The organism is Microbacterium dauci (assembly GCF_030065535.1).
Classification (GTDB): Bacteria; Actinomycetota; Actinomycetes; order Actinomycetales; family Microbacteriaceae; genus Microbacterium; species Microbacterium dauci.
In genome coordinates, this window is the sequence record NZ_JASJND010000001.1 from 598,379 (window position 1) to 618,657 (window position 20,279).

The following is a 20,279-nucleotide window of genomic DNA, read 5'->3' on the forward strand; positions in this document are numbered from 1 at the left end:
CGATGCTACCGAGCGGCGCAGACGTGCGACCGGCAGTGATCGCAAGACGGTCCGTGTCGTGAGGGTGCGATAGAAAGGGAGGGTCTCTGGCCGGAGAGCGTCGACCGACGTCGCCGCGGCCAGCGGTGCTCCTGGAGATTCCCCGTGCCCAAGAAGAAGCTCATCGAGGTCGCGCTGCCGCTGGAAGCGATCAACGCGCAGTCTGCTCGTGAGAAGTCGATCCGGCACGGACACCCCTCGACGCTGCACCTGTGGTGGGCGCGCCGCCCCCTCGCGACCGCGCGTGCCGTGCTGTTCGCGCAGCTGGTGGACGACCCGTCGGAGCACGCGGATGAGTTCCGTGAGGAGGCCGAGCGCAACGGCGTCGGCGATGTCGATGCGCATGTCGCGGCGCGCGTGGATGCCGAGCGGCAGCGACTGTTCGACCTCATCACCCGCATGGTCGACTGGGACAATCTCGGCGATGAGGCGCTCTTCGACGCCGTGCGCGCCGAGATCCTCCGATCCACCGACGGCGCGCCGCCGGCGATCCTCGACCCCTTCGCCGGCGGCGGCACGATCCCGCTCGAGGCGCAGCGGCTCGGCCTCGAGGCGCACGCCAGCGACCTCAACCCCGTCGCGGTGCTCATCAACAAGGCGTTGATCGAGATTCCGCCGGTCTTCGCCGACCGTCCGCCGGTGTACCCCGGCGCCGACGGCACGCGCAACTCCTGGCCGCGCGCAACCGGTCTTGCCGAAGACGTGCGCCGCTACGGCGAGTGGATGCGCGACGAAGCGGAGCGGCGCATCGGCCACCTCTACCCGAAGGCGACGCTGCCGGACGGCACCCAGGCGAACGTCATCGCATGGATCTGGGCCCGCACCGTCACCTGCCCGAACCCCGCCTGCGGCATCGAGATGCCGCTCGTACGCTCCTGGTGGCTCGGCAAGAAGAAGGGCAAGGAAGCCTACGTCTTCCCGACAGTCGTCGATGGCCGTGTCGAGTACACAATTGGGCACGACCTGAAGGCGGCGCCGACGAAGGACGAGGACGGGACTGTCGGGAGGCTCGGAGCCACCTGCGTGGCGTGCGCGAATGCGGTACCGCTTGAGTACGTCCGCGCCACGAGTCGCGACGTCGGGTTGGGAGCGCAACTCATGGCGATCGTTGCCGAGGGCGTCCGCTCCCGTATCTATCTGCAGCCGGGCGTCGAGCACATCAGGGTGGCGTTAGACGCTGCTCCCACCGATGTACCCGCCGGGCAGCTGTTCGATTGGCCAGGCCGGATCAACGTCGTGCGCTACGGACTCACGAACTTCTCCGACCTGTTCACGAACCGGCAGCTGACGGCGCTCACGACGTTCAGCGACCTCGTCAGTGAGGCGCGGGAGCGGGTGCTCAAGGACGCCCTTGCTGCAGGGATTCCCCAGGGCGACCGCCTCGAATCCGCCGGAACCGGTGCCGCAGCCTACGCCGACGCCGTCGCCACCTACCTCGGTATCGGCGTCAGCAGGACTGCCGATATCGGCAATGCGCTCGCGACATGGTCGAACTCCCGTGATCAGACCCGGAATCTGTTCTCGCGACAGGCGGTTCCGATGGCGTGGGACTTCGTAGAGGTGTCGCCTTTCGCCCGCGCGTCAGGTGATCCGATTGTTGCGCTGGCGTCCGTAGCGGAGGTGGTCGACCGACTCCCGGCATCGCGATGTGGTTCGGTCAAGCAGGCCGACGCGTCAACTCGTCCATACGAAGGCCTCACCATTTCGACAGACCCGCCGTACTACGACAACATCGGCTACTCAGACCTCTCCGACTTCTTCTACGTTTGGCTCCGGCGAGGGCTTCGCTCCATCCATCCAGGGCTCCTGAGCACCATGTTGGTGCCGAAAGCCGAGGAACTTGTCGCTAATCCCTATCGGCACGGCGGGCGCGAAGCGGCACAGGACTTCTTCGAATCCGGGTTCCGGCGCGTGTTCGCTGGCGCGCGGCGCTCCGCCGGCGAAGACCTTCCCGTTACCGTCTACTACGCGTTCAAGCAGGCGGAGCTCGAAGCCGACGGTCTGGCTTCGACGGGCTGGGAGACGCTGCTCAGCGGGATGGTGTCCGAAGGGTGGATGGTCACCGCGACATGGCCCGTGCGCTCGGAGCGCGCTGGCCGCATGATCAGCATCGGAACGAATGCGCTCGCCTCGTCCATCGTGCTGGCGCTCCGGCCACGACCCAATGATGCGCCGATCACGGACCGCCGCGGGTTCCTCGCGGAGCTGAAGGCGACGCTGCCGGAGGCGCTGCGCCATCTGCAGCAGGGGAGCATCGCGCCCGTCGACATGGCGCAGGCGGCGATCGGTCCGGGCATGGCGACATTCTCGAAGTATGCGCGGGTGGTCGAACCTTCGGGCGACCCGATGACCGTCCGCGACGCGCTCCGAGCGATCAACGGGGTGCTCGACGAAGTGCTGTCGCAGCAGGAGGGGGACTTCGACGACGACACCCGCTGGTGCGTCGCCTGGTTCGAGACCCACGGCTTCGACGTATCGCAGTACGGCGAGGCGGAGACGCTCGCCAGTGCGAAGAACGCGTCCGTGGCATCGCTCGCACGCTCCGGCGTGATCTCCAGCGGCGGCGGAAAAGTGAAGCTGTTCGCGCCCGACGAGCTGCCCGCGGACTACGACCCGCGCACGGACGACCGCATCTCGCTCTGGGAGGTCGTGCTTCACATGGCTCGTGCCCTCTCCGACGCCGGACTCGACGCGGCCGGGCGCATCCTCGCCAGCGCGGAGGAGCGCGGCATCGACATGACCGCGGCGCACGAGCTCGCCTACCTGCTCTACGCCGTCGCCGAGAAGCGGGGGCTGACGCAGGCCGGCATCCTGTTCAACACGCTTGGCTCGTCATGGCCCGAGGTGCGCACGGCCGCGGCATCCCTCGCTGAACAGCCGGCCGAGACCCCAGCGCAGACCCTCGACTTCGACACCCTGGAGGCATGAGCATGGTCTCGAACATCGACAGAGTCGGTCGCGGTCTCGACCTGCTCGCCGAATCGCTCGAACCGTTCATCGCTCGGGTGCTCGCGCGGCACCTGCCTGAAGGCGTCACCGACTGGACGCTGCTGCTCGCGGCGAAGGACGGCATCGCCGGCAAGGAGTACTCCGCGACCGACCCGCAAGTGCAGCTCCGAGTCCTCACGGAACCGCTCGGCGCCCTGCGCTACGTCTTCAGCGACGACCTGTCGCGCGCTGAGCAGAACCTCGCGAGCGAACTCCGTGCCGTGCGCGACGCGTGGGCGCACCGCAAACCGTTCAGCCCTGACGATGCATACCGCGCGCTCGACACCATGGAGCGCCTGCTCAAGGCGATCGGCGCCGGCCCCGCCGCGGACAGCATCCGCCGCTCCCGGCTGGACGTGCAGCGCTCCGCCTACGCCGACGAGACCCGACGCGACACGCAGGTCGGAGCCGGCATGCCCGCGCTCTCATCGACGGACCTGACACCCTGGCGCGAGGTACTCGAACCGCATCCCGATATCGCCGCGAACGACTTCGCCCGCGCCGAGTTCGCAGCCGATCTTCACCAGGTCGCCACCGGCACGGAGGCTTCGGCGGACTACAACGATCCGATCGAGTTCTTCCAGCGCACCTACCTCACCCAGGGGCTGAAGAACCTGCTCGGGATCGCCGTGCGGCGACTCTCCGGCGACATGAACGCCGCACCAGTCGTCAACCTGCAGACCGCGTTCGGCGGCGGCAAGACGCACAGTATGCTCGCCGTCTGGCATCTGTTCAGCGGCCGACCCATCACCGACTTCCCGCAGAGCGCGCAGGACGTCGTCCGCGAGCTCGACGTCGACCCCGCCGTCATCCTCGACGGCGTGCGACGTGTCGCGGTCGTCGGCAACGAACTCGCTCCAGGCCAATCGTGGACCAAGCCGGACGGCACCGAGATCCGCACCCTGTGGGGCGAGATCGCGTGGCAGCTCGGTGGCGCATCGGCGTACGCGAAGGTCGCGGACGCAGACCGCACCGGCACCAACCCGGGCGCGGCGATCCGCGACGTCATCGCAGAGCACTCGCCCGCGGTGATCCTGATCGACGAATGGGTCGCCTACGCGCGCGGGCTGTACGGACAGGACTCGCTGGTCGGCGGCACGTTCGAGACGCAGTTCTCGTTCGCGCAGCAGCTCACCGAGGCCGTGAAGTCGGTGCCCGGCGCACTGCTGCTCGTCTCGATCCCGGCATCCGACATCCGACGCGACGATGACGCCCCGGTCGCTTCCGACCTCGAGGTCGGCGGCGCGCACGGACGAGCGGCCCTCGAGCGACTGCAGAACGTGGTCACCCGGATCGCGCAGCCGTGGACGCCCGCGAGCAGCACCGAGTCCTTCGAGATCGTGCGCCGCCGGCTGTTCCGCGAGCCCGACGCAGCCGCACGCCGTCGGATCGACGCGACAGCGAAGACGTTCGTCGAGTACTACCGGCGCAGCGTCGGCGAGCTGCCCGCCGAGACCCGCGACGCCGCGTACGAATCGCGCATCCGCGACGCGTACCCGATCCACCCCGAACTGTTCGACAGGCTCTACGGCGACTGGTCGACCCTGGAGAAGTTCCAGCGGACCCGCGGCGTGCTGCGGCTGATGAGCGCGGTCGTTCACGCGCTGCACTCGTCGGGAGACGCTTCACCCCTCATCATGCCCGGCTCGATCCCGCTCGACGCGCCCGCCGTGCGCGACGAGCTGACCGGGTACCTGGACGACGGCGACCGCTGGAAGTCGGTCGTCGAGAGCGACATCGACGGCGCGAACGGCACTGCCATCCACATCGATCAAGAGAAGCCGCTCTTCGGCAACCGCGCGCTCACGCGGCGCATCGCCCGAGCGACCTTCATCGGGTCGGCTGCGACGCTCCGATCGAACCACAAGGGCATCGAGCGCAAGCGCATGTTCCTCGGGGTCGCCATGCCCGGCGACACGATCGGCAACTTCGGCAGCGCGCTGCAACTGCTCAGCGAACGAGCGACCTACCTGTACGCCGAGGGGGAGCGGCACTGGTTCGACCTGCAGGTATCGCTCAACCGCACCGTCGCCGAACGGGCGCAGTCGTTCTCCGCCGCCGATGTCGAGAAGGCGGTCGTCGACAGGCTCCGCCGGCAGACCTCCGCGGCCCGCATCTTCGCCGACGTCGTGTTCGCACCGTCGGACTCGAGCGAGGTCGTCGAGGGCGACCGGGTGCGGCTCGTGGTCGCTGGCCCTGCGCACACGCACGACGGCAAGACGCCCGACTCGAAGGCGCACGCCTTCGCGCGTTCGATCGCGTCGTCGCGCGGCACGGCTCCGCGCCAGGGGGTCAACACCGTCGTCGTGCTCGCGCCCGATCAGGCTCGATGGGCCGACCTGGAGCAGGCAACCCGGCAGTACCTCGCCTGGGAGGGCATCCACGCCGAGCGAGGAATCCTCGACCTGACGCACGGGCAGATCGAGACCGCCACGCAGCGTATCACCGCGCTCAACAAGACCGTCGACCAGCGCATCCGGGAGACCTGGATCTGGGGCATCCACCCGCAGCAGCCCGACGCGTCCGCACCGTGGACGACCTCGCAGGTCAAAGCAGACGGCGCCACGGATTCGGTGATCGTCACCGCGGCGGAGCGATTCGACAAGGTCGACGCGGTCATCACACGGTTCTCGATGCAGTCGATCGGCGTGGAGCTGCAGAACAGCCTCCGCAGCCGCTGGAACGCCGGTTCGATCCGTGTCGGAGAGCTGTGGGACTTCCACGTCCGATACCCGTACCTCGCGCGCCTGCGCGACAAGCAGGTGCTGCTCGACGCGATCGCCGGCGCCATGACCGACCCCGCCTGGGAGCAGCTCGGGTTCGCGCTCGCCGACGGCTACGACGCCGAGACCGGTGACTTCGAAGGGCTCCGGATCCCGATCGAGGACGCGGCTCCACCGGTCGTGACCGACACGATGCTCTTGGTGAGCCCGAGGCTCGCGACCGAGCAGCGGGCGAGGGAGACTGCAGCTGCGAGGGCTCGAACGGCGGGCGTCACGCCCGGAGCAGCATCGCGCGGCGCCGCTGGCGGCTCGCAGGGAGCGGCGTCCGCTGCGCCCCAGCCGGCACCTCCCCGCTCGACGGTGAGGAACGCCCGGTACCGGGGCTCGATCGAGCTCAAGCCGGGAGTCGACCTCCGTCAGCAGGTCGTTCAGCTCGCGGAGGAACTGCTCGAACACCTGCGCAACGCCGCGCCCGACACGCTCGAGATCCGCGTCGATATCGACGCTGGCAAGTCCGATGGGTTCCCCGACGGCGTCGTCCGTACGGTCAAGGAGAACGGCGCGCAGCTCGGGCTCTACCCGAACGCGTTCGAGGACCTCTGATGAGCGCCGACGTCCGTGTGACCCGTGTCCGCCAGACCGCGCCGGACCCGTCCATCGCGCGGGCTGTCGGGCGGCACCACACGTTCGAGACCGCGATCGCGGACCTCGTCGACAACAGCCTGGACGCAGGCGCGACACGAGTGCTGATCCGGTTCCTCGAGAAGGACGGCGCGGTCACGGGTCTGCAGGTGATCGACGACGGCCGCGGCATGGACAGCGACCAGATCGACGCGGCGATGGAGTACGCGCGACGCCGGACCTACGACTCCGCTGATCAGGGGCATTTCGGCCTTGGGTTGAAGGCTGCATCCCTGAGTCAGGCGAACCGGCTGAACGTGTACTCGCGCAGGTACGGTGCGCTGCCCGCCGGCCGCACGATCGACGCCGACGACCCGACACGGATCGGCGATCTCGACCACGACGATGTCACCGGCGTGCTCGGCGGGCTGCGCATCGACTTTCCGCTCACCAACGGAACGGTCGTCGAGTGGGAGGGGCCGCGGACGTTCCTCAGCAGTCGTGACCAGCGAGATCGCTCGGACTGGCTCGAGCAGCGCATCGCTGCGCTGAAGACGCACCTCGGGATCGTCTTCCACCGTCAGATCCAGTCGGGCTCGATCGCGCTGGCGATCGACGTATTCGACGCCTTCTACGGCGAGTCCGGCGCACCGCGGCGGGTCACCGCGCTCGACCCCTTCGGTTATCGGCGGCTGCCCAACGACAGGTTTCCCGCGGCCCTGTGCTATTCGATCGACGGATCGTCGGGCGTCGCGGAGGCGCATGTGTGGCCGGCCTCGCAGGCAGGGCTGCCGGAGTTCCGGCTCGGAGGACGACCGGGGGGACTCGCGCAGGGCTTCTATTTCTACCGGAACAACCGGCTGCTGCAGATGGGCGGGTGGAACACGCTCGCCGTCGACAGGCCCGAGCTCGAATACGTGCGCATCTCGGTCGACATCGACGGATCGCTCGCCGGTCATGTCACGATCAACCCCGAGAAGGCCGGGCTGGAACTCGACGCCGACGCGAAGAGCGCGCTGCTCGATGCCCGTCTCGCGACGGATGACACGCCGCTGCGATCGTTCCTCGCCGAGGCCGAGATGCTGCGGCGCGATAGCCGCAGGTACGAGAAGCGCCCGGTCGAACTCGTCCAGCCCGCGCGCGGAATGAGCGCGTCGATGCGTATCGCGTTCGACGAGTCGGTCGAGCGCGCTGACGCCGATCCCTTCGATATCCGGTGGCGCGTCGATCCGACCGAGTCGCCGGTACATATCGACCTGGAACAGCGCACCATCTGGCTCAACAGCGCCTATCGCGCGCTGCTGACCGGCGTCGACGGCGCCGACAACGAGGACGCCCCGCTCCTGAAGACCCTGTTGGCGATCATCTACTCGAGATACTTCGAGGGCTCGTACCTCGGTTCTCGGGAGAAGGCCGAGCTGCAGGCGTGGGACCAGTTGTTGACAGCGGCCGTGCGCGAGGAGTCCGCGCGCCAGGAGAAGGAGATCAGGGATGACGACGCCGAGCGATGACTCGACTCACCTCGACCCGCGCAGCGTCGAGGAGTACTTCCGGCTCGGCGCGAAGACTGCCTTCCCGCTGCATGCGTCGCCCAGCGTGATCATGGAGATCGACCCGGGCCGCGAGGAGGTCGAGCTGCGGACTCCGGCGGTCGGCTCGGAGCCGGAGGTGACCGCGCTCCAGCGGCTCTCGTTCTCGCGGATCCGGCGCGACGGCGACGAGTGGTTCCGCCTCGTCGTCGATGCACGCGACATGCACTACGAGGCGTACGTCCTGCTGGAGTCGATCGTCGATCAGCTGAAGTCCGGCGCATCCTTCCGTCATGCCGTCTCGGAGGCCGTGGCATCGCTCAAGGACCTGCTCGCCGGCCGCACCCGGCTCACTGAGGAGAAGGTGCTCGGACTCGTCGGAGAACTGCTCGTGCTCGCCCACTCGATCGAAGCGCTGGGCGAGGAAGCCGCCATTACTGCGTGGCTCGGCCCCCTGTCGGAGGAGCACGACTTCGCGTTCCACGCCTTCGATGCTGAGGTGAAAACGACGAAGTCCGAGGGCAGGGTCCACGTCATCGGTTCGGAGACCCAGCTCGAACCGGAACCGGGACGCCCCCTCCACCTCGTTTCGATTCAGCTCACGCGTGCGGGCCTCGCTGAGCAGGGATTCACGCTCCCGTCGCTCATCGATAACACACGCGCGCGGCTCGATCAGACTCGCCGCACCTTCGACGCAGCGCTCGAGGGGCTCGGCTGGCGGAACAGGGATCGGGATCTCTACCCGACCCGCTACCAGCTCCGTTCCATGCCTCGCGCATACCTCGTCGACGATCAATTTCCGGCCATCACATCCGGAAGGCTCGACCAGGTGGTTCCGCAGCGAGCCCATGTCGCAAGTGTCACCTACCGTGTCAACGTCACCGATCTCGCCCACAGCGCGATCGCTGCCCCGCTCCACGACTTCTGCGAGGACCCCGAATGACGACAGCCGCCGCGCCCACCGTTGCCACTGCGGTGCAGAAGGTGCTCAACCAGATCCGCGACACTGGTCCCGAGGAACTGCTCTACCGCGTCGAGGGCGAACTGCGCAAGACGAGCATCGCAGTGTCCGAGGCCAACGTCCGCGAAGCGGTGACCGTTCCCGACCTGAATGATCCCGCCCGACGCGCGATGCACATGGCCCTGGCGATGTGGGACGCCGTCGCCGCAGCGGACTGGATCGAGACCACGAAGCCGGGCACGCCCGATCGACGCGAGCGGATCTACGATCTGCTCGAGATCTCCGAGGGTATGCGCGAAGCGCTCGACGGCGAGTTCCCGAGTGCGTCGCAGATGGACGCGATGATCGTCGACCCCAAGAACTGGACGCCGTGGTACGACGAGGAGCGTCGCGCCGACCATGACTTCTACTGGCGTGCGTACCGCGGCGTGCTCGAGCGCAAGGGCTGGGACGTCGACGCCCTTGCGACGCTCGATCGGTCGACGACGGAGATCGTCCAGAGGCTCGCCGACCCGAGCGCGGCGAAGGGCTACCAGACGAAGGGCCTCGTCGTCGGCCATGTGCAGAGCGGGAAGACCGCGAATTTCACGGGTATCGTCGCGAAGGCCGTCGACGCCGGATACCGACTCATCATCGTGCTCACCGGAACGATCGAGCTGCTGCGGGGCCAGACGCAACGCAGGCTCGACATGGAATTGGTCGGCGAGGAGAACATCCTCGACGGTGCGGATAGGAACGACGCATCCTCCATCCGAGACATCGATTACATCGGCACGCAGGACGCGGACTGGTACGCGGGGAAGTTCCTCCGACACGGACAAGACGTCCACTCGCTCCCAGAAGTTCCAGCCATCAAACGCCTCACCACAGTCGATCGGGACTACCGCAAGCTCCGGCTGGGAAGGGACGCCCTCGACTTCCGGCGCACAGGCGAGTTGCGAGACACGGGCAAACCGGTCTTCGCACCCGAGAACATCCACTCTGTCGATGTACGCATCGCCGTGATGAAGAAGAACACTACGGCGCTGAAGAATCTCCTTCACGACCTCAAGAACATTCGTGCGGACGGGAAGGAGATCCCGGCGCTCATTATTGACGATGAGGCGGACCAAGCCTCCGTCAACACCGTCAACCCGCGATCGAAGCAGGAAGCAGCGGCGGAGTCGAAGAAGCGCTCCGCGATAAACAAGCTGATCGCGGAGCTCCTGCAGGAGTTGCCACGAGCTCAGTACGTCGGATACACAGCGACTCCCTTCGCAAACGTCTTCATCTCGCCGGACGATTCGGAGGATCTGTTTCCGAAGGACTTCCTCGTCAGCCTTCAGCCTTCGTCGGCGTACATGGGCGGCCGCTATTTCCATGATTTGTGGGGCCTCGAGGAAGGTGCAGCCGGCGACCCGGCAAAGTCGAACGAAGCTGCCTTCGTGCGAAACCTCACAGCGGATGGTGCGCAGGATCCAGCCGACGAGGATCGTGAGATCCGGGATGCGCTCGATGCGTTTGTGCTCACCGGCGGAATAAAGAAGTGGCGCGAGTCGCTAGGGACTGGTCTGGAGTTCCGGCATCACACCATGTTGGTGCACGAATCCGTGAAGACATCCGAACACTCTGATCTCGCTGATCGCATCCGGCGGGTCTGGAGAGACGAGGGCGCCTACAGCAGCCCGGCAGGACTCGCGCGACTTCGGGTGCTATACGACAGCGACTTCCGTCTGGTGCATGATTCGCGGGCGGAGTGGAATGCACTTCCGATGCCCTCATCGTTCGACGAGCTCAAAGCGCACATCGGAGCGGCCGTGGACGAGATCACGGTCGACAGCGACCCTGTCGTCGTCGTTAATGGGACGAAGGACAGCGACTATGACGCAATGGACTTCCAGACCCGGCCGTATTGGCGAGTGATGGTAGGCGGTGCAAAGCTCAGCCGTGGGTTCACTGTCGAGGGCCTCACAATTACCTATTACCGTCGCCGCGCTGCTGCAGCAGACACGCTCATGCAGATGGGCCGTTGGTTTGGGTACCGTCCTGGCTATGGTGACCTCGTACGCCTCTACATCGCGCGCAACATTCTTGACGGCCGAGGCAAATCGTACGACCTATACGACGCGTTCACGTCGATCATCGAGGACGAAGAGGAGTTCAGAGATCAGCTCCGGAAGTTCTCCGAGATCGAGGAGGACGGGCGTCCGGTAGTTCGGCCGATCCATGTGCCCCCGCTAGTTTTTCAGCAGCTCCCTTGGCTGAAGCCAACAGGGTCCAACAAGATGTATAACGCCGTCCTTGCGTACGAGGGCGACGGTGGCGTCGTGAAGGACTTCAATCAGCACGACGATCGGAAGGACGGTTCGCGCAATCGCGCGCACTTCAGCGCAGTCATCTCGCTCCTGAAGAGTCTGTCCGAGCCGCAACGCTTCAGCGGTCAGGCTGGCACTTCGTTCCTCGGTCGACACGCGATTGTCCCTACGCCTCTCGTAATCGACTTCTTGAAGGCTTTCACGTTGAGCTCGCCGGATCAGTTGAGGCCCACGATCCGAATGATCGAGAAGGCCGCAGATGAAGGCACCCTGACAGAGTGGGTGGTGGTTGTTCCGCATCTCGAAGATCCGAGCTATCGACGTCAGCTTGGAGATGTCGAAGTCTCTATCGCGGAACGGCAGCGTCGACGAGACCGTCCGGGTTTCGCGGGAAGCGAGCGCAGGCATCGAGCAACCCTCGAAGTCATCACTCAGAGCCCTAATCCGTCTGCACAGGCGGGCGATCACGCGCTCGCCCTCGCTGGGCCCACGCGCGGTGCGCTGCTGCTGACGTTTGCCTTTGATCCTGAGCTGACTGCTGAAGAAGCCAATGGGGATGGGCGCGCTGACCGCGAACGCGTGAAACGTGCGTCCTGGCCGCAAGAGATGAGCGCCGACAGCGTCGCCACGCTCTTCTCCCTTGCCATGCCGTATGCGTCTGCGCCGAGGGGTCGGATTGGGTTCACCGTGCGTCGCGACGATCTCGCAGATAGCGCGATCGTCGACGTCTGAGCGCTAAAGCTCAGATTCCGGGATACTTCACGTCCCACCACGGCTCATTCCATGGGCTTCCGGCTTCCTTCCATCCACCGGCGGGCACCTTGTCCTCGCGGACCTCCTCGCCGAGATCGATTGCGAGTCGGTCCATCACCCATCCGAGTTCGAGCCTCGAAAGTTGTACCGTCGGAAACACCTCGTACCCGTGCGTCGCGCCGATGAGTGCGCCGACTACAGCGGCGACGCCGTCCGGGTCGGGCGCTCTCAGCGCCGCCTTGAGCGCATCCTCGGCCAGCTCGCGAGACGGGTAGCGGGCACTTAGGAAGAGCGCGCCGCGCAATACGGAGGCGGCAGAGTCATCTGGCGCGATCGAATGAAGGGATTCCGCGGCGGAGAGATCGCTTCGCGCCAATTCAAGGACCTCAGCGATCACTGCGGCATGGCTCGGCTCGGCGTCACTGATTCTGGTTGCAGCTTGCAACACGTCGTTCAGGTCACCATCTGTGCGTAGCGCGTGGACCGCGACGAAGGTCAGCAGCTCCGCACTGGCGAGGACATCAGGATGATCATGAGTCGCAGCGGCGATGGTTCTCGCGGCGCGAGCTGTCTGGGCTGGACTCGCCCGCTGAAACCTCTCGGCTCCTGCGTAGACGGCGACGACTGTTGAACGAATCATTGGCCTACAACTATTCGAACGGCTTGCCGACCCCCGACGGAGTGCTCGTTCCGTCGATGTTGCGTTGCCGCGAGGGTTCCGCAACGCTGGCACGTCGGAGAGCCACCCGAACGCGGGAACTTCCCCGTGACGTGAGTCGCCGTCTCGAGCCATAAGCCAACGCTCGAGACTGGTGCGGATCATCGAATCCATGAAGTCCCACTCGCCGTGCGGTGTCTGCGGCGGGTAGAGGCCATAGCGAGTCGTTCGCCGTAGAAGAGCGTCCGCGGTCCAGGCTGCGAGCTGAGTCGTCACCCCAGACACGAGTACAGCCGGGCTGTCGTGTTTGGCGGGTTGCCCAAGCGCGTCACCCAACGTCAACCCGAGAAAGAGCCCTCGAGTCCTGCTTTGCCAGGTCGCCGGTCCACGGTCAGCAATCTGGCTTACAAACTGCTTGAGCCGCGCGACATCCTTCTGCATGTAGTAACCATGCAACAGAAGGGGCGAAGGTGTTACCTACTCGGGAACAATCCGCCGCTGCGCGTAGCAACGCGGCATCCGAGGAGACGGATCGCGGCGCTGTCGTTCGCACTCACTACGCTGACCATGACCTGAAGCGCCCTGGGTCTGATGGAGACTCGCGCTATTTGATTCCGACCAGCAGATTACGGTCGTTGGGGACAGCATAGAACGCGTTCTCGAACTCGGTGGGCGGGACGTCACCGAGGTAGCCGTGGAGGCGCTGCGTGTTGTGCCAGTGCACCCAGCCGAGCGTCGCGAGCTCGTCTTGACCGGTGGGATCTCGCCATAGCCTTCCAGTCGCGGCAGGCGCACGAGCAGGGTCGAGCGGCTCTTGCGCTCGACGATCGTGCCGATCGCCGACCGGCCGGTGCCGATGATTAGGTCTCCCTCTCAATGCCCAGGGACGACGCGGTCCGCAGCCTCTGCGGGGCATTCGGAGAACACGACCTCCGCCGTGACATGCCCTCGCGGGCGGTTCTGCGCTCGAGCCCGTGGCTGCCGGAGTGCGCGACCAGTTCGCAGGCAGGTGACGAGTTCGCGTTTGAGCGCGCCACGGCCCTGAAGAACAGCGACTGGTAGATCGCCTCGTGGCTGATGCGCATGGACTCACCATCCGGGAAGTCGACCTTCAGCCGGTGCGAGATCTGCTCGGGGCTCCACGAGATCGCCCACCGCCGGTCCTGCCGATGCGGCTTGTGCCGCCCCTTCCATGCCAGCGGCTCAGGCCCGACCACGACGCTGCGATCCGGTCGGCGGACGTTGCCGGCGAGGCGGTCCTGGACGTACTCGCGCAGCCTGTCGTTGGTCACCAATCTCGCCGCCTTCGGGCGTTTCGCCGCCTGCTGGGCCTTCCAGTGGGCAACCAGCGCCCGATACTCTTGCTTCCCGCTGCGCGTGGCCGTATTGCGGCGTAGCTCGCGGGAGATCGTTCCCGGGTCGCGGCCGTTCCGGCGCGCGATCTCACGCCCCCGACATCCTTGGCGCGTAGCAGCGTGATCTCCTCACGCTCTTCGAAGAAAAGGTAGCGACCGCTGGGCTCGGCTAATGAGATCGGTGGCATGCCGCCAGCGTGGCGAGACCAACGGGTCCCGACCGGCACGGACACACCCACCTTCAACGCCGCGTCGGCCGAGGTGATGCCCGTCGCGATCAGACGCCAGAACTGCCGCTGCACCGCCCGCGAGGGCTCAGGTCGTCCAGGCGAACGCATCCGCGGCCGCAACGCTCGATCCGCACGCCACTGCCGACGCGCACCCTCAGGAACCTCGCTCGTCTTCGCGAGCTAATCCTTTGTCGCCACTGCTGAACACCTCCACGATCAAGGTGTTGCGACGGCCAGTTGAATCCGCCCAATACGCCTCATGATTCTTCGGGGATCGGCTACGTCAAGCAGGGCTCCTCGGATCGATGGACAGAGTTGCGTCGTCAGTCGACAACGGGCTCATCGAGAGCTTTCGGTCAACCATGCAACGCGAGCTCCTCGACCGCACCATCTGGGACTCCCGGGCCCAACTCATGTCGCCCGTGTTCGAGTGGATCGACGGTTTCTACAACCCCCGCCGCAGGCACACCTCCCCCGGCGATCTCAGCCCCGCGGAGTTCGAAGCCCTTCACACCGCCGCCGAAATCGCGGCATGATCAACACACAAGAACCGTCCGGGAGAGCGGGTCAGGCTCCCATCTCTGACTTTGCGCTGTGAGCTTGATCCGGTTTCCTCGCGCGTTCCTCCGATGCTGACCGATTGTCTGCACCTACCCGTCCGTCGAAAGGACCCGGATGATGAACGACATAACACTTCGGACTATTCGCGTTCTCGTGGAGAACTCGCTGACCGTGGCGACTGCCGAATCGCTGACGGGTGGGCTTCTCGCTGGTGAACTCGTTTCGGTGCCCGGGGCGTCGGCCGCGTTCCTCGGTGGTGTCGTCTCCTATCACACAACACTCAAGCGTGACCTGCTGGGCGTGAGTGGCGAGCGCCTGGCGGAGACCGGCCCCGTTGATGCGATCGTCGCGGAGCAGATGGCAGAGGGCGTTCGGCACACCTGTGCCATCGATGGTCGCCCGGCCGACGTGGGGCTCGCGACGACAGGCGTCGCCGGCCCCGATCCTGATGCACAGACGGGGCAGACTGCAGGCACCGTCTACGTGGCGGTTGCGACACATAGGGGCGTGCGGTCAGTCAGGCTGGCGCTCGCCGGCGATCGGGCGGCCATCCGCGAGGCCACCGTCGAGGCCGCGATTCGCGAGGCGCTCGTCGAGGTCGAAGCTCTCGTGACTCGCGCGACGCGATAGGAAGTTAGCGCGGCAAGGTTGAGGCGGCGACTTGACGACCGACACGCTGTCGCCGGAGGGGTGACCGGATCCGGTCGAACGTCGCGATCTCGAGCGAGAAGTCGGCATCTTTCCTGCTCTGCTCGCCTTGGGCTGATCACTCACTTTCGACGAGCGTCGGGGACGTGGAGGAGTCGAGTACGTTCGTCAGTCTGATCGGGGCCGACGCGGGCGCCCGCGTGGATCAACCAGCAGTATCAAGCGTCTGCGAAACGGGAGCCTCGACGACGAGTTGCTCGCCGTTCGGGCCCTCCAGGCGCTCGAACTCGAAGATCCAGAAGGTGTTGATCTGTGTCTCGCTCGTGCAGACGTACACGGCGAACAAGCTGAACTGATGCGGCTGGCTCAGCGGGATCTTCGAAACGAGCCCGGTGAGCTTCTCGCCGGACAGCTCTGGCGGAAGATCAGCCGTCAGGAGCCCATCGCGGGGGCCGCCAAGATACTTGCAGCGGAGGGTCGGGTCGTGTGTCGGTGCGCTCATGGTGGGCCGCCTCTCGTGTCGTCACGGCAATGATCGAGGGAGGCTCCGACATCGGGCGAAGGTGGTATTGAGTCGTGCATCGCAATGTCTGCCGTCTCACGTACATTTGCTTCGCGGCGCTTTCGTGCCGGTGGACATCTGGGGGAGTGCATGCACAGTCGCATGGGATCGATCGCTAGCGGGCGCGCAGTCTTTGGAGCTGCGCTGTGAGGGCTCAACTTCGGATCATCGGGGTCGCGATCGCGGCGATTGCTGTGGTCGGATTGGCCGGCCTCGTTCTGCTGCTGGCCACCGGAGTGGTTGGCCCATTTGCGCGGGTCGGGCTCGGCGTGCAGACCGAGTCGCGAAGCAGCCAGGTGATCGAGGCAGTCTCCAAGGAAGAAGAAGTGGTCCTTCTGAGCCTCGGCATCCAAGGCATCGAGGAGAAGAGCTCCACGAGCAGCTTCTTCGGGGTCGAGGTACCGGGTAGCGATCGCACCGCCTTCCTTCGCTACGAGTTTCGGGCGAAGCTGGGCATCGACCGGCAATCGGTCGAGATTGAGCCGATCGGCGAGGACGGCTTCCGCGTCACAATCCCGGAGTTCACGTTCATTGGCCATGAGTTCGTCAGCGAGGACGGCCAGCCCTTCAAGATGGCAGTCGAGAGCGGCGGCGTGCTCAGCTTTGTCACCCCTGAGATCGACGAGGCCGAAATGATCAACGAGATCCTGAGTGAGGGTGCGCGTGCCGAGTACATCGATCTCAACCGCGAAGACCTCCAAACGCAAGCACAGGTCTTCTACTCGGGCATCATCCACGGCGTGGAGCCGGCGGCCGATCTCGAGTTCGTTTTCGAGTGATTGAGGACTGGGAGATGACTGCAATGGCCGACGAGCCGGATCACTTCGAAGTTGTAGACGGCGTCGAGAGCGACATCGAGCTCATCAGCGACGGAGACGGGATTGTTGTCATCGGCTCGCCGACGGCAGTCGAACTCTTCGTCTCATCCATCGACGCGCCGTCGCGAGAGCTCGACCTTCGAGCGTTGAGCGGGCTCGTGTCGAAGAGCGGCACGGTGCTCCAGACCGCGTCCGAGATCTCCGCGAATGCCGGTCGCTGGATGAAACTCACCGAGGACTCGGCTCGTGTGGCCCATGGGGCAAACCTCGTCCAGCGCTCCGGCGGCGCATTCGTGCAGGCGACGACCCGCGGGGCGAAGGGCCAATTCGCGAAGAATCTGGAGTTCGTCGCGAAGCCTGGCGCACTGCTGACCAATCCGGCAATCCTCGCCGGCGTCGGCGGCATCATGGCGCAGTACGCCATGCAACAGCAGATGGACGAGATCGCGGACTACCTCGCCAAGATCGACGCGAAGGTCGACGAGGTGCTCCGTGGACAGAAGGACGCGGTCCTCGCAGACATGATCGGCGTTGAGCTGATGCTCGACGAAGCAATGGTCATTCGTGCCGAAGTGGGACGTGTGTCAGAAGTGACATGGTCGAAGGTGCAGGGTGCGGGCTCGACGATCGCTCGGACGCAGGCTTACGCGCTTCGTCAACTGGAAGCCCTGGCCGACAAGCTGGAGAAGGAATCGAAGATCGGCGATCTCGCCGAGCTGTCGAAGCAAGCGCAGTCGACGGTCGTCGAATGGTTGGCGGTGCTCGCACGTTGCTATCAGCTTCAGGACGCGATGGCGGTGCTTGAGATCGACCGTGTGCTCGACACCTCTCCGGAGGAGCTGGATCGTCACCGACTTGCACTTCACACCGCGCGGCAACGTCGACTCGATGCCATCACCGAGGTCTCGACGAACCTCGTCGCACGAATGGATTCCGCCGCAGCGCGCGCGAACGCGAAGGTGCTCTTGAACCCGATCGCCTCGAGGGAGGTCGTGAAGGCCAGCAACGACGTCGGTTCGCGCGTGAGCGAGCTACACCTCACACTTGGGTTCGTCGACGAGCGAGCGCTTCTTGAAGCCCGCCGCTGGTCGCAAGCAGCCACCGAGGTTCGTGACGACGTTCTGGAGGCTGGCAAGGACGGTTTGGAGACAGCAGGGCGAGTCGGCGCGAACGCGCTCGAAACGGCTCGGATATCGACCGGGCGCCTCGCGGGCAAGATCGCGAACCGTCTGCAGCGCGTCGATGAGCCGAAGGGCATCGCTGACGACGAGGGCTGATCCGGGTCGTCAGTGATCGCGCCGCGCAAGCTCACCGCGTGACGAAGTCCTCCAACCATTGCTCTCCGACGATCGGGATGCCTTCGCCGCGGGCGTTCTTCGTGTTGCCGGACAGCGAGTCGGCAACGACGAGCGGGCGGGAGGCGCATCGGCCTGCGCCATCGGGGCCGCGAGGGCGGATTCGAGTGCCGCGGCATCCACTTCGAGCGACGACGCGACCAGCGCGAGGTCGGCTTGATCCTCGTCGGTCAGGAGTCCGTCCGCCCATGCCAACTACGTCAGCGCTGCGAAAAACGCGCGACGACGTTGCGCGGAGCGAGAAACTGGATCAGTGGAATCACCTGCCGACTTCATCGACCGCACGCTGCGGGCTGAGGCATCCGAGTGGCGGACGTGGACGGACGGCGACGACTCGGTCGGCGGGCTGCGCGTCTACGGGTCGTCGACCGGCGCGATCCGCGGAACCGTCCGTGACGCGCTTCGCCGACACCGCGGACTGAGCCACGACGACGTCGTCATGCTCGCCTCGGAGTTGTGGTCGGTGCCGGTGTTCGAGCGACGGCTCGCAACGGTCGTGCTGCTGCAGGGGCAAGTCGGCACGCTTACGGGCAACGACCTCACCCGCATCGAAGGATTCCTCCGCGACGCGCGAGTGCCGGAGCTCATCGAACCGCTCACGCGCGACGTCATCGCGCCGCTGCTCGCGAGGCTGACAGGTGTGGATGCCGAGCGGGCGCAGCGCGTTGTCGCGCGCTGGACCGAGTCGGACTCACCGTCGTTGCGGGCGACCGCTGCGCTGCTGTGACGCCGTCGGCGCGGCATCCGGTTGATCAGTCGAAGACGACGCAGACGGTGTTGTCGTCGGGGTCGCGCAAGACGATGTCGTCGGCGCCGTTCCCCTATCCCCAGGCTGGAGGGACCGGGAGGCCCCCCCAACTCGACCGTTGGTGAGCGCAACGATCACCAATACGATCGGTGACACTGCGCGGAGTGAAGACGCTCCGCCTTGACGCACAGGGGAGTGCCGATATGCCCGAAACCGCCGCGATCCTCGCGTGGACGCTACAGCAGGAGATTCAGACACCAGCGGACGTGAATGACCTGCTGGTCGAAGGTGAGCAAGCCGTTGCCTCGTTCAAGACCTTCCGCGACTCGGCCACGTTCACGACGAAGCGGCTGATCGTCCGCGATGCGCAGGGCCTCACCGGCAAGAAGGTCGAGATCTACTCCCTGCCGTACAGCTCGATCGACATGTGGTCGACCGAGAACGCGGGCGGGCTACTCGATCGTGACGCCGAGGTCGAGCTCTGGACGAAGGCGGGGCACATCAAGGTCAAGCTCACGAAGGGCGCCGACATCCGACGCATCGACAGCCTGATCGCCTGGGCGGTGCTCCACAAGCACTGAGCGCCAGCGGAGATCCGGCGGGCCTCGGTGCACTGACCCGCCGGATCTCTGAGGCATCCACGTCAGCGCGCCGCGAGCACCTCGACGAGCCGCGACGCGGTGGCGACGCTCGACGGCGGGTTCTGGCCGCTCACGAGAGTGCCGTCGGTCACGACCGTGACCGACCACGGCTCACCCGACTCGACGACGGCGCCGAGCTCGCGCAGACGCGACTCGACCAGGTAGGGCGAACCGCCGGCCAATCCGCCCTGCTGCTCCTCCTCATCGGTGAACACCGCGAGCCGGCGCCCGGCGAACGCGAACGAACCGTTCTCGCGCACTGCGCTCAGCAGGCCCGCCGGACCGTGGCACAGCACACCAACGACCGAGCCGCGATCGGCGGCATCCACCAGCAACCGACCCAGATCGGCATCCGTCGCGAGATCGACCATCGGCCCGTGCCCGCCCGGCAACGCGATCGCGTCGTACTCGCCGTTTGCGACATCTCCCAGCGTGCGTGGACTCGTCAGCACGTCACCCATCGACGCGAGATACGACCGCAGTTCATCGGCCGATGCATCACTCAAGCTCCCCGGATCCACCGTCGGACCCACACCTCCCGGCGTCGCCACATCAACCTCGTGCCCCGCCGCGACGAGCCCGCGATGCAGCTCGACGAGCTCCTCAGCCCAGAACCCGGTCGGGTGCGGGGTGCCGTCTGTCAACGTGATGCTGTCGGCCCCAGTGACCACCATGAGAATGCGTGCCATGTCTGCTCCAAGTCTTCCCGGCCGCTCCCTGCGAACAGCCATCGGACTGAACCCGGCAGCCATCGACCGCATTTCCTGCCACACTGGCTTGCCATAGATTTCTTGA

General features: G+C 65.9%; 14 protein-coding genes and 2 pseudogenes. 11 read left to right on the forward strand and 5 right to left on the reverse strand.

Annotated features, from left to right (window positions below; translation table 11 throughout):
• Window positions 1-144: 144 nt before the first annotated feature.
• From QNI14_RS02865 to QNI14_RS02885, 5 genes are read left to right on the forward strand one after another with little or no spacing between them, the layout of a single operon-like run.
• A complete protein-coding gene (locus tag QNI14_RS02865) occupies window positions 145-2,967 on the forward strand; it encodes a DUF1156 domain-containing protein (protein ID WP_283714683.1) in 2,823 nt (940 codons plus the stop codon).
• Complete coding sequence (locus QNI14_RS02870; protein ID WP_283714684.1) at window positions 2,964-6,353, forward strand: Swt1 family HEPN domain-containing protein; 3,390 nt, start codon at window positions 2,964-2,966, stop codon at window positions 6,351-6,353. Before QNI14_RS02865 ends, QNI14_RS02870 begins: the two co-directional genes overlap by 4 nt.
• Window positions 6,353-7,882: an ATP-binding protein gene (locus QNI14_RS02875; protein ID WP_283714685.1), complete on the forward strand. Its 1,530-nt coding sequence runs from the start codon at window positions 6,353-6,355 to the stop codon at window positions 7,880-7,882. Before QNI14_RS02870 ends, QNI14_RS02875 begins: the two co-directional genes overlap by 1 nt.
• Window positions 7,863-8,843 (forward strand): PD-(D/E)XK motif protein, encoded by a 981-nt coding sequence (locus QNI14_RS02880; protein WP_283714686.1) that lies wholly within the window; start codon window positions 7,863-7,865, stop codon window positions 8,841-8,843. The genes QNI14_RS02875 and QNI14_RS02880 overlap by 20 nt, the downstream gene beginning before the upstream one ends.
• The gene (locus QNI14_RS02885) at window positions 8,840-11,887 is read left to right on the forward strand and encodes a Z1 domain-containing protein (RefSeq protein WP_283714688.1); all 3,048 of its coding nucleotides are present in this window, start codon (window positions 8,840-8,842) and stop codon (window positions 11,885-11,887) included. Before QNI14_RS02880 ends, QNI14_RS02885 begins: the two co-directional genes overlap by 4 nt.
• Window positions 11,888-11,897: 10 nt before the next feature.
• On the opposite strand, the gene QNI14_RS02890 is transcribed toward QNI14_RS02885, so the two are convergent.
• From QNI14_RS02890 to QNI14_RS02900, 3 genes and pseudogenes are all read right to left on the reverse strand, one after another.
• Complete coding sequence (locus QNI14_RS02890; protein WP_283714689.1) at window positions 11,898-13,007, reverse strand: ADP-ribosylglycohydrolase family protein; 1,110 nt, start codon at window positions 13,005-13,007, stop codon at window positions 11,898-11,900.
• A gap of 163 nt (window positions 13,008-13,170) precedes the next feature.
• Window positions 13,171-13,410: pseudogene (locus tag QNI14_RS14120) on the reverse strand (IS3 family transposase); the annotation flags it as partial.
• Window positions 13,310-14,259: pseudogene (locus QNI14_RS02900) on the reverse strand (IS30 family transposase); the annotation flags it as partial. The pseudogenes QNI14_RS02900 and QNI14_RS14120, both read right to left, overlap by 101 nt.
• 197 nt (window positions 14,260-14,456) lie before the next feature.
• Between QNI14_RS02900 and QNI14_RS02905 the strand changes: the two are divergent.
• Window positions 14,457-14,687, forward strand: a complete 231-nt coding sequence (locus tag QNI14_RS02905) for an integrase core domain-containing protein (RefSeq protein WP_283714690.1) — start codon at window positions 14,457-14,459, stop codon at window positions 14,685-14,687.
• Window positions 14,688-14,829: 142 nt separating this feature from the next.
• The gene (locus tag QNI14_RS02910) at window positions 14,830-15,342 is read left to right on the forward strand and encodes a CinA family protein (protein WP_283714691.1); all 513 of its coding nucleotides are present in this window, start codon (window positions 14,830-14,832) and stop codon (window positions 15,340-15,342) included.
• Between the two features lie 223 nt (window positions 15,343-15,565).
• Here QNI14_RS02910 and QNI14_RS02915 read toward each other — a convergent pair whose 3' ends face one another.
• Entirely contained in the window at window positions 15,566-15,862 is a 297-nt protein-coding gene (locus QNI14_RS02915) for a hypothetical protein (protein ID WP_283714693.1), read from the reverse strand.
• A 206-nt stretch (window positions 15,863-16,068) separates the two neighbouring features.
• On the opposite strand from QNI14_RS02915, the gene QNI14_RS02920 reads away from it, so the two are divergent.
• The 4 genes from QNI14_RS02920 (at window position 16,069) to QNI14_RS02935 (ending at window position 19,424) form a co-directional block, all read left to right on the forward strand.
• Window positions 16,069-16,701 carry a hypothetical protein gene (locus QNI14_RS02920; protein WP_283714694.1) on the forward strand — a complete coding sequence of 211 codons (633 nt, stop codon included), beginning with the start codon at window positions 16,069-16,071 and terminating at the stop codon, window positions 16,699-16,701.
• A 215-nt stretch (window positions 16,702-16,916) separates the two neighbouring features.
• Window positions 16,917-18,017 carry a hypothetical protein gene (locus QNI14_RS02925; RefSeq protein ID WP_283714695.1) on the forward strand — a complete coding sequence of 367 codons (1,101 nt, stop codon included), beginning with the start codon at window positions 16,917-16,919 and terminating at the stop codon, window positions 18,015-18,017.
• Window positions 18,018-18,348: 331 nt separating this feature from the next.
• Window positions 18,349-18,822: a DNA alkylation repair protein gene (locus QNI14_RS02930; protein ID WP_283714696.1), complete on the forward strand. Its 474-nt coding sequence runs from the start codon at window positions 18,349-18,351 to the stop codon at window positions 18,820-18,822.
• A gap of 224 nt (window positions 18,823-19,046) precedes the next feature.
• Window positions 19,047-19,424 carry a PH domain-containing protein gene (locus QNI14_RS02935; protein ID WP_283714697.1) on the forward strand — a complete coding sequence of 126 codons (378 nt, stop codon included), beginning with the start codon at window positions 19,047-19,049 and terminating at the stop codon, window positions 19,422-19,424.
• A gap of 62 nt (window positions 19,425-19,486) precedes the next feature.
• On the opposite strand, the gene QNI14_RS02940 is transcribed toward QNI14_RS02935, so the two are convergent.
• Window positions 19,487-20,173: a type 1 glutamine amidotransferase domain-containing protein gene (locus QNI14_RS02940; RefSeq protein WP_283714699.1), complete on the reverse strand. Its 687-nt coding sequence runs from the start codon at window positions 20,171-20,173 to the stop codon at window positions 19,487-19,489.
• Window positions 20,174-20,279 lie beyond the last annotated feature (106 nt).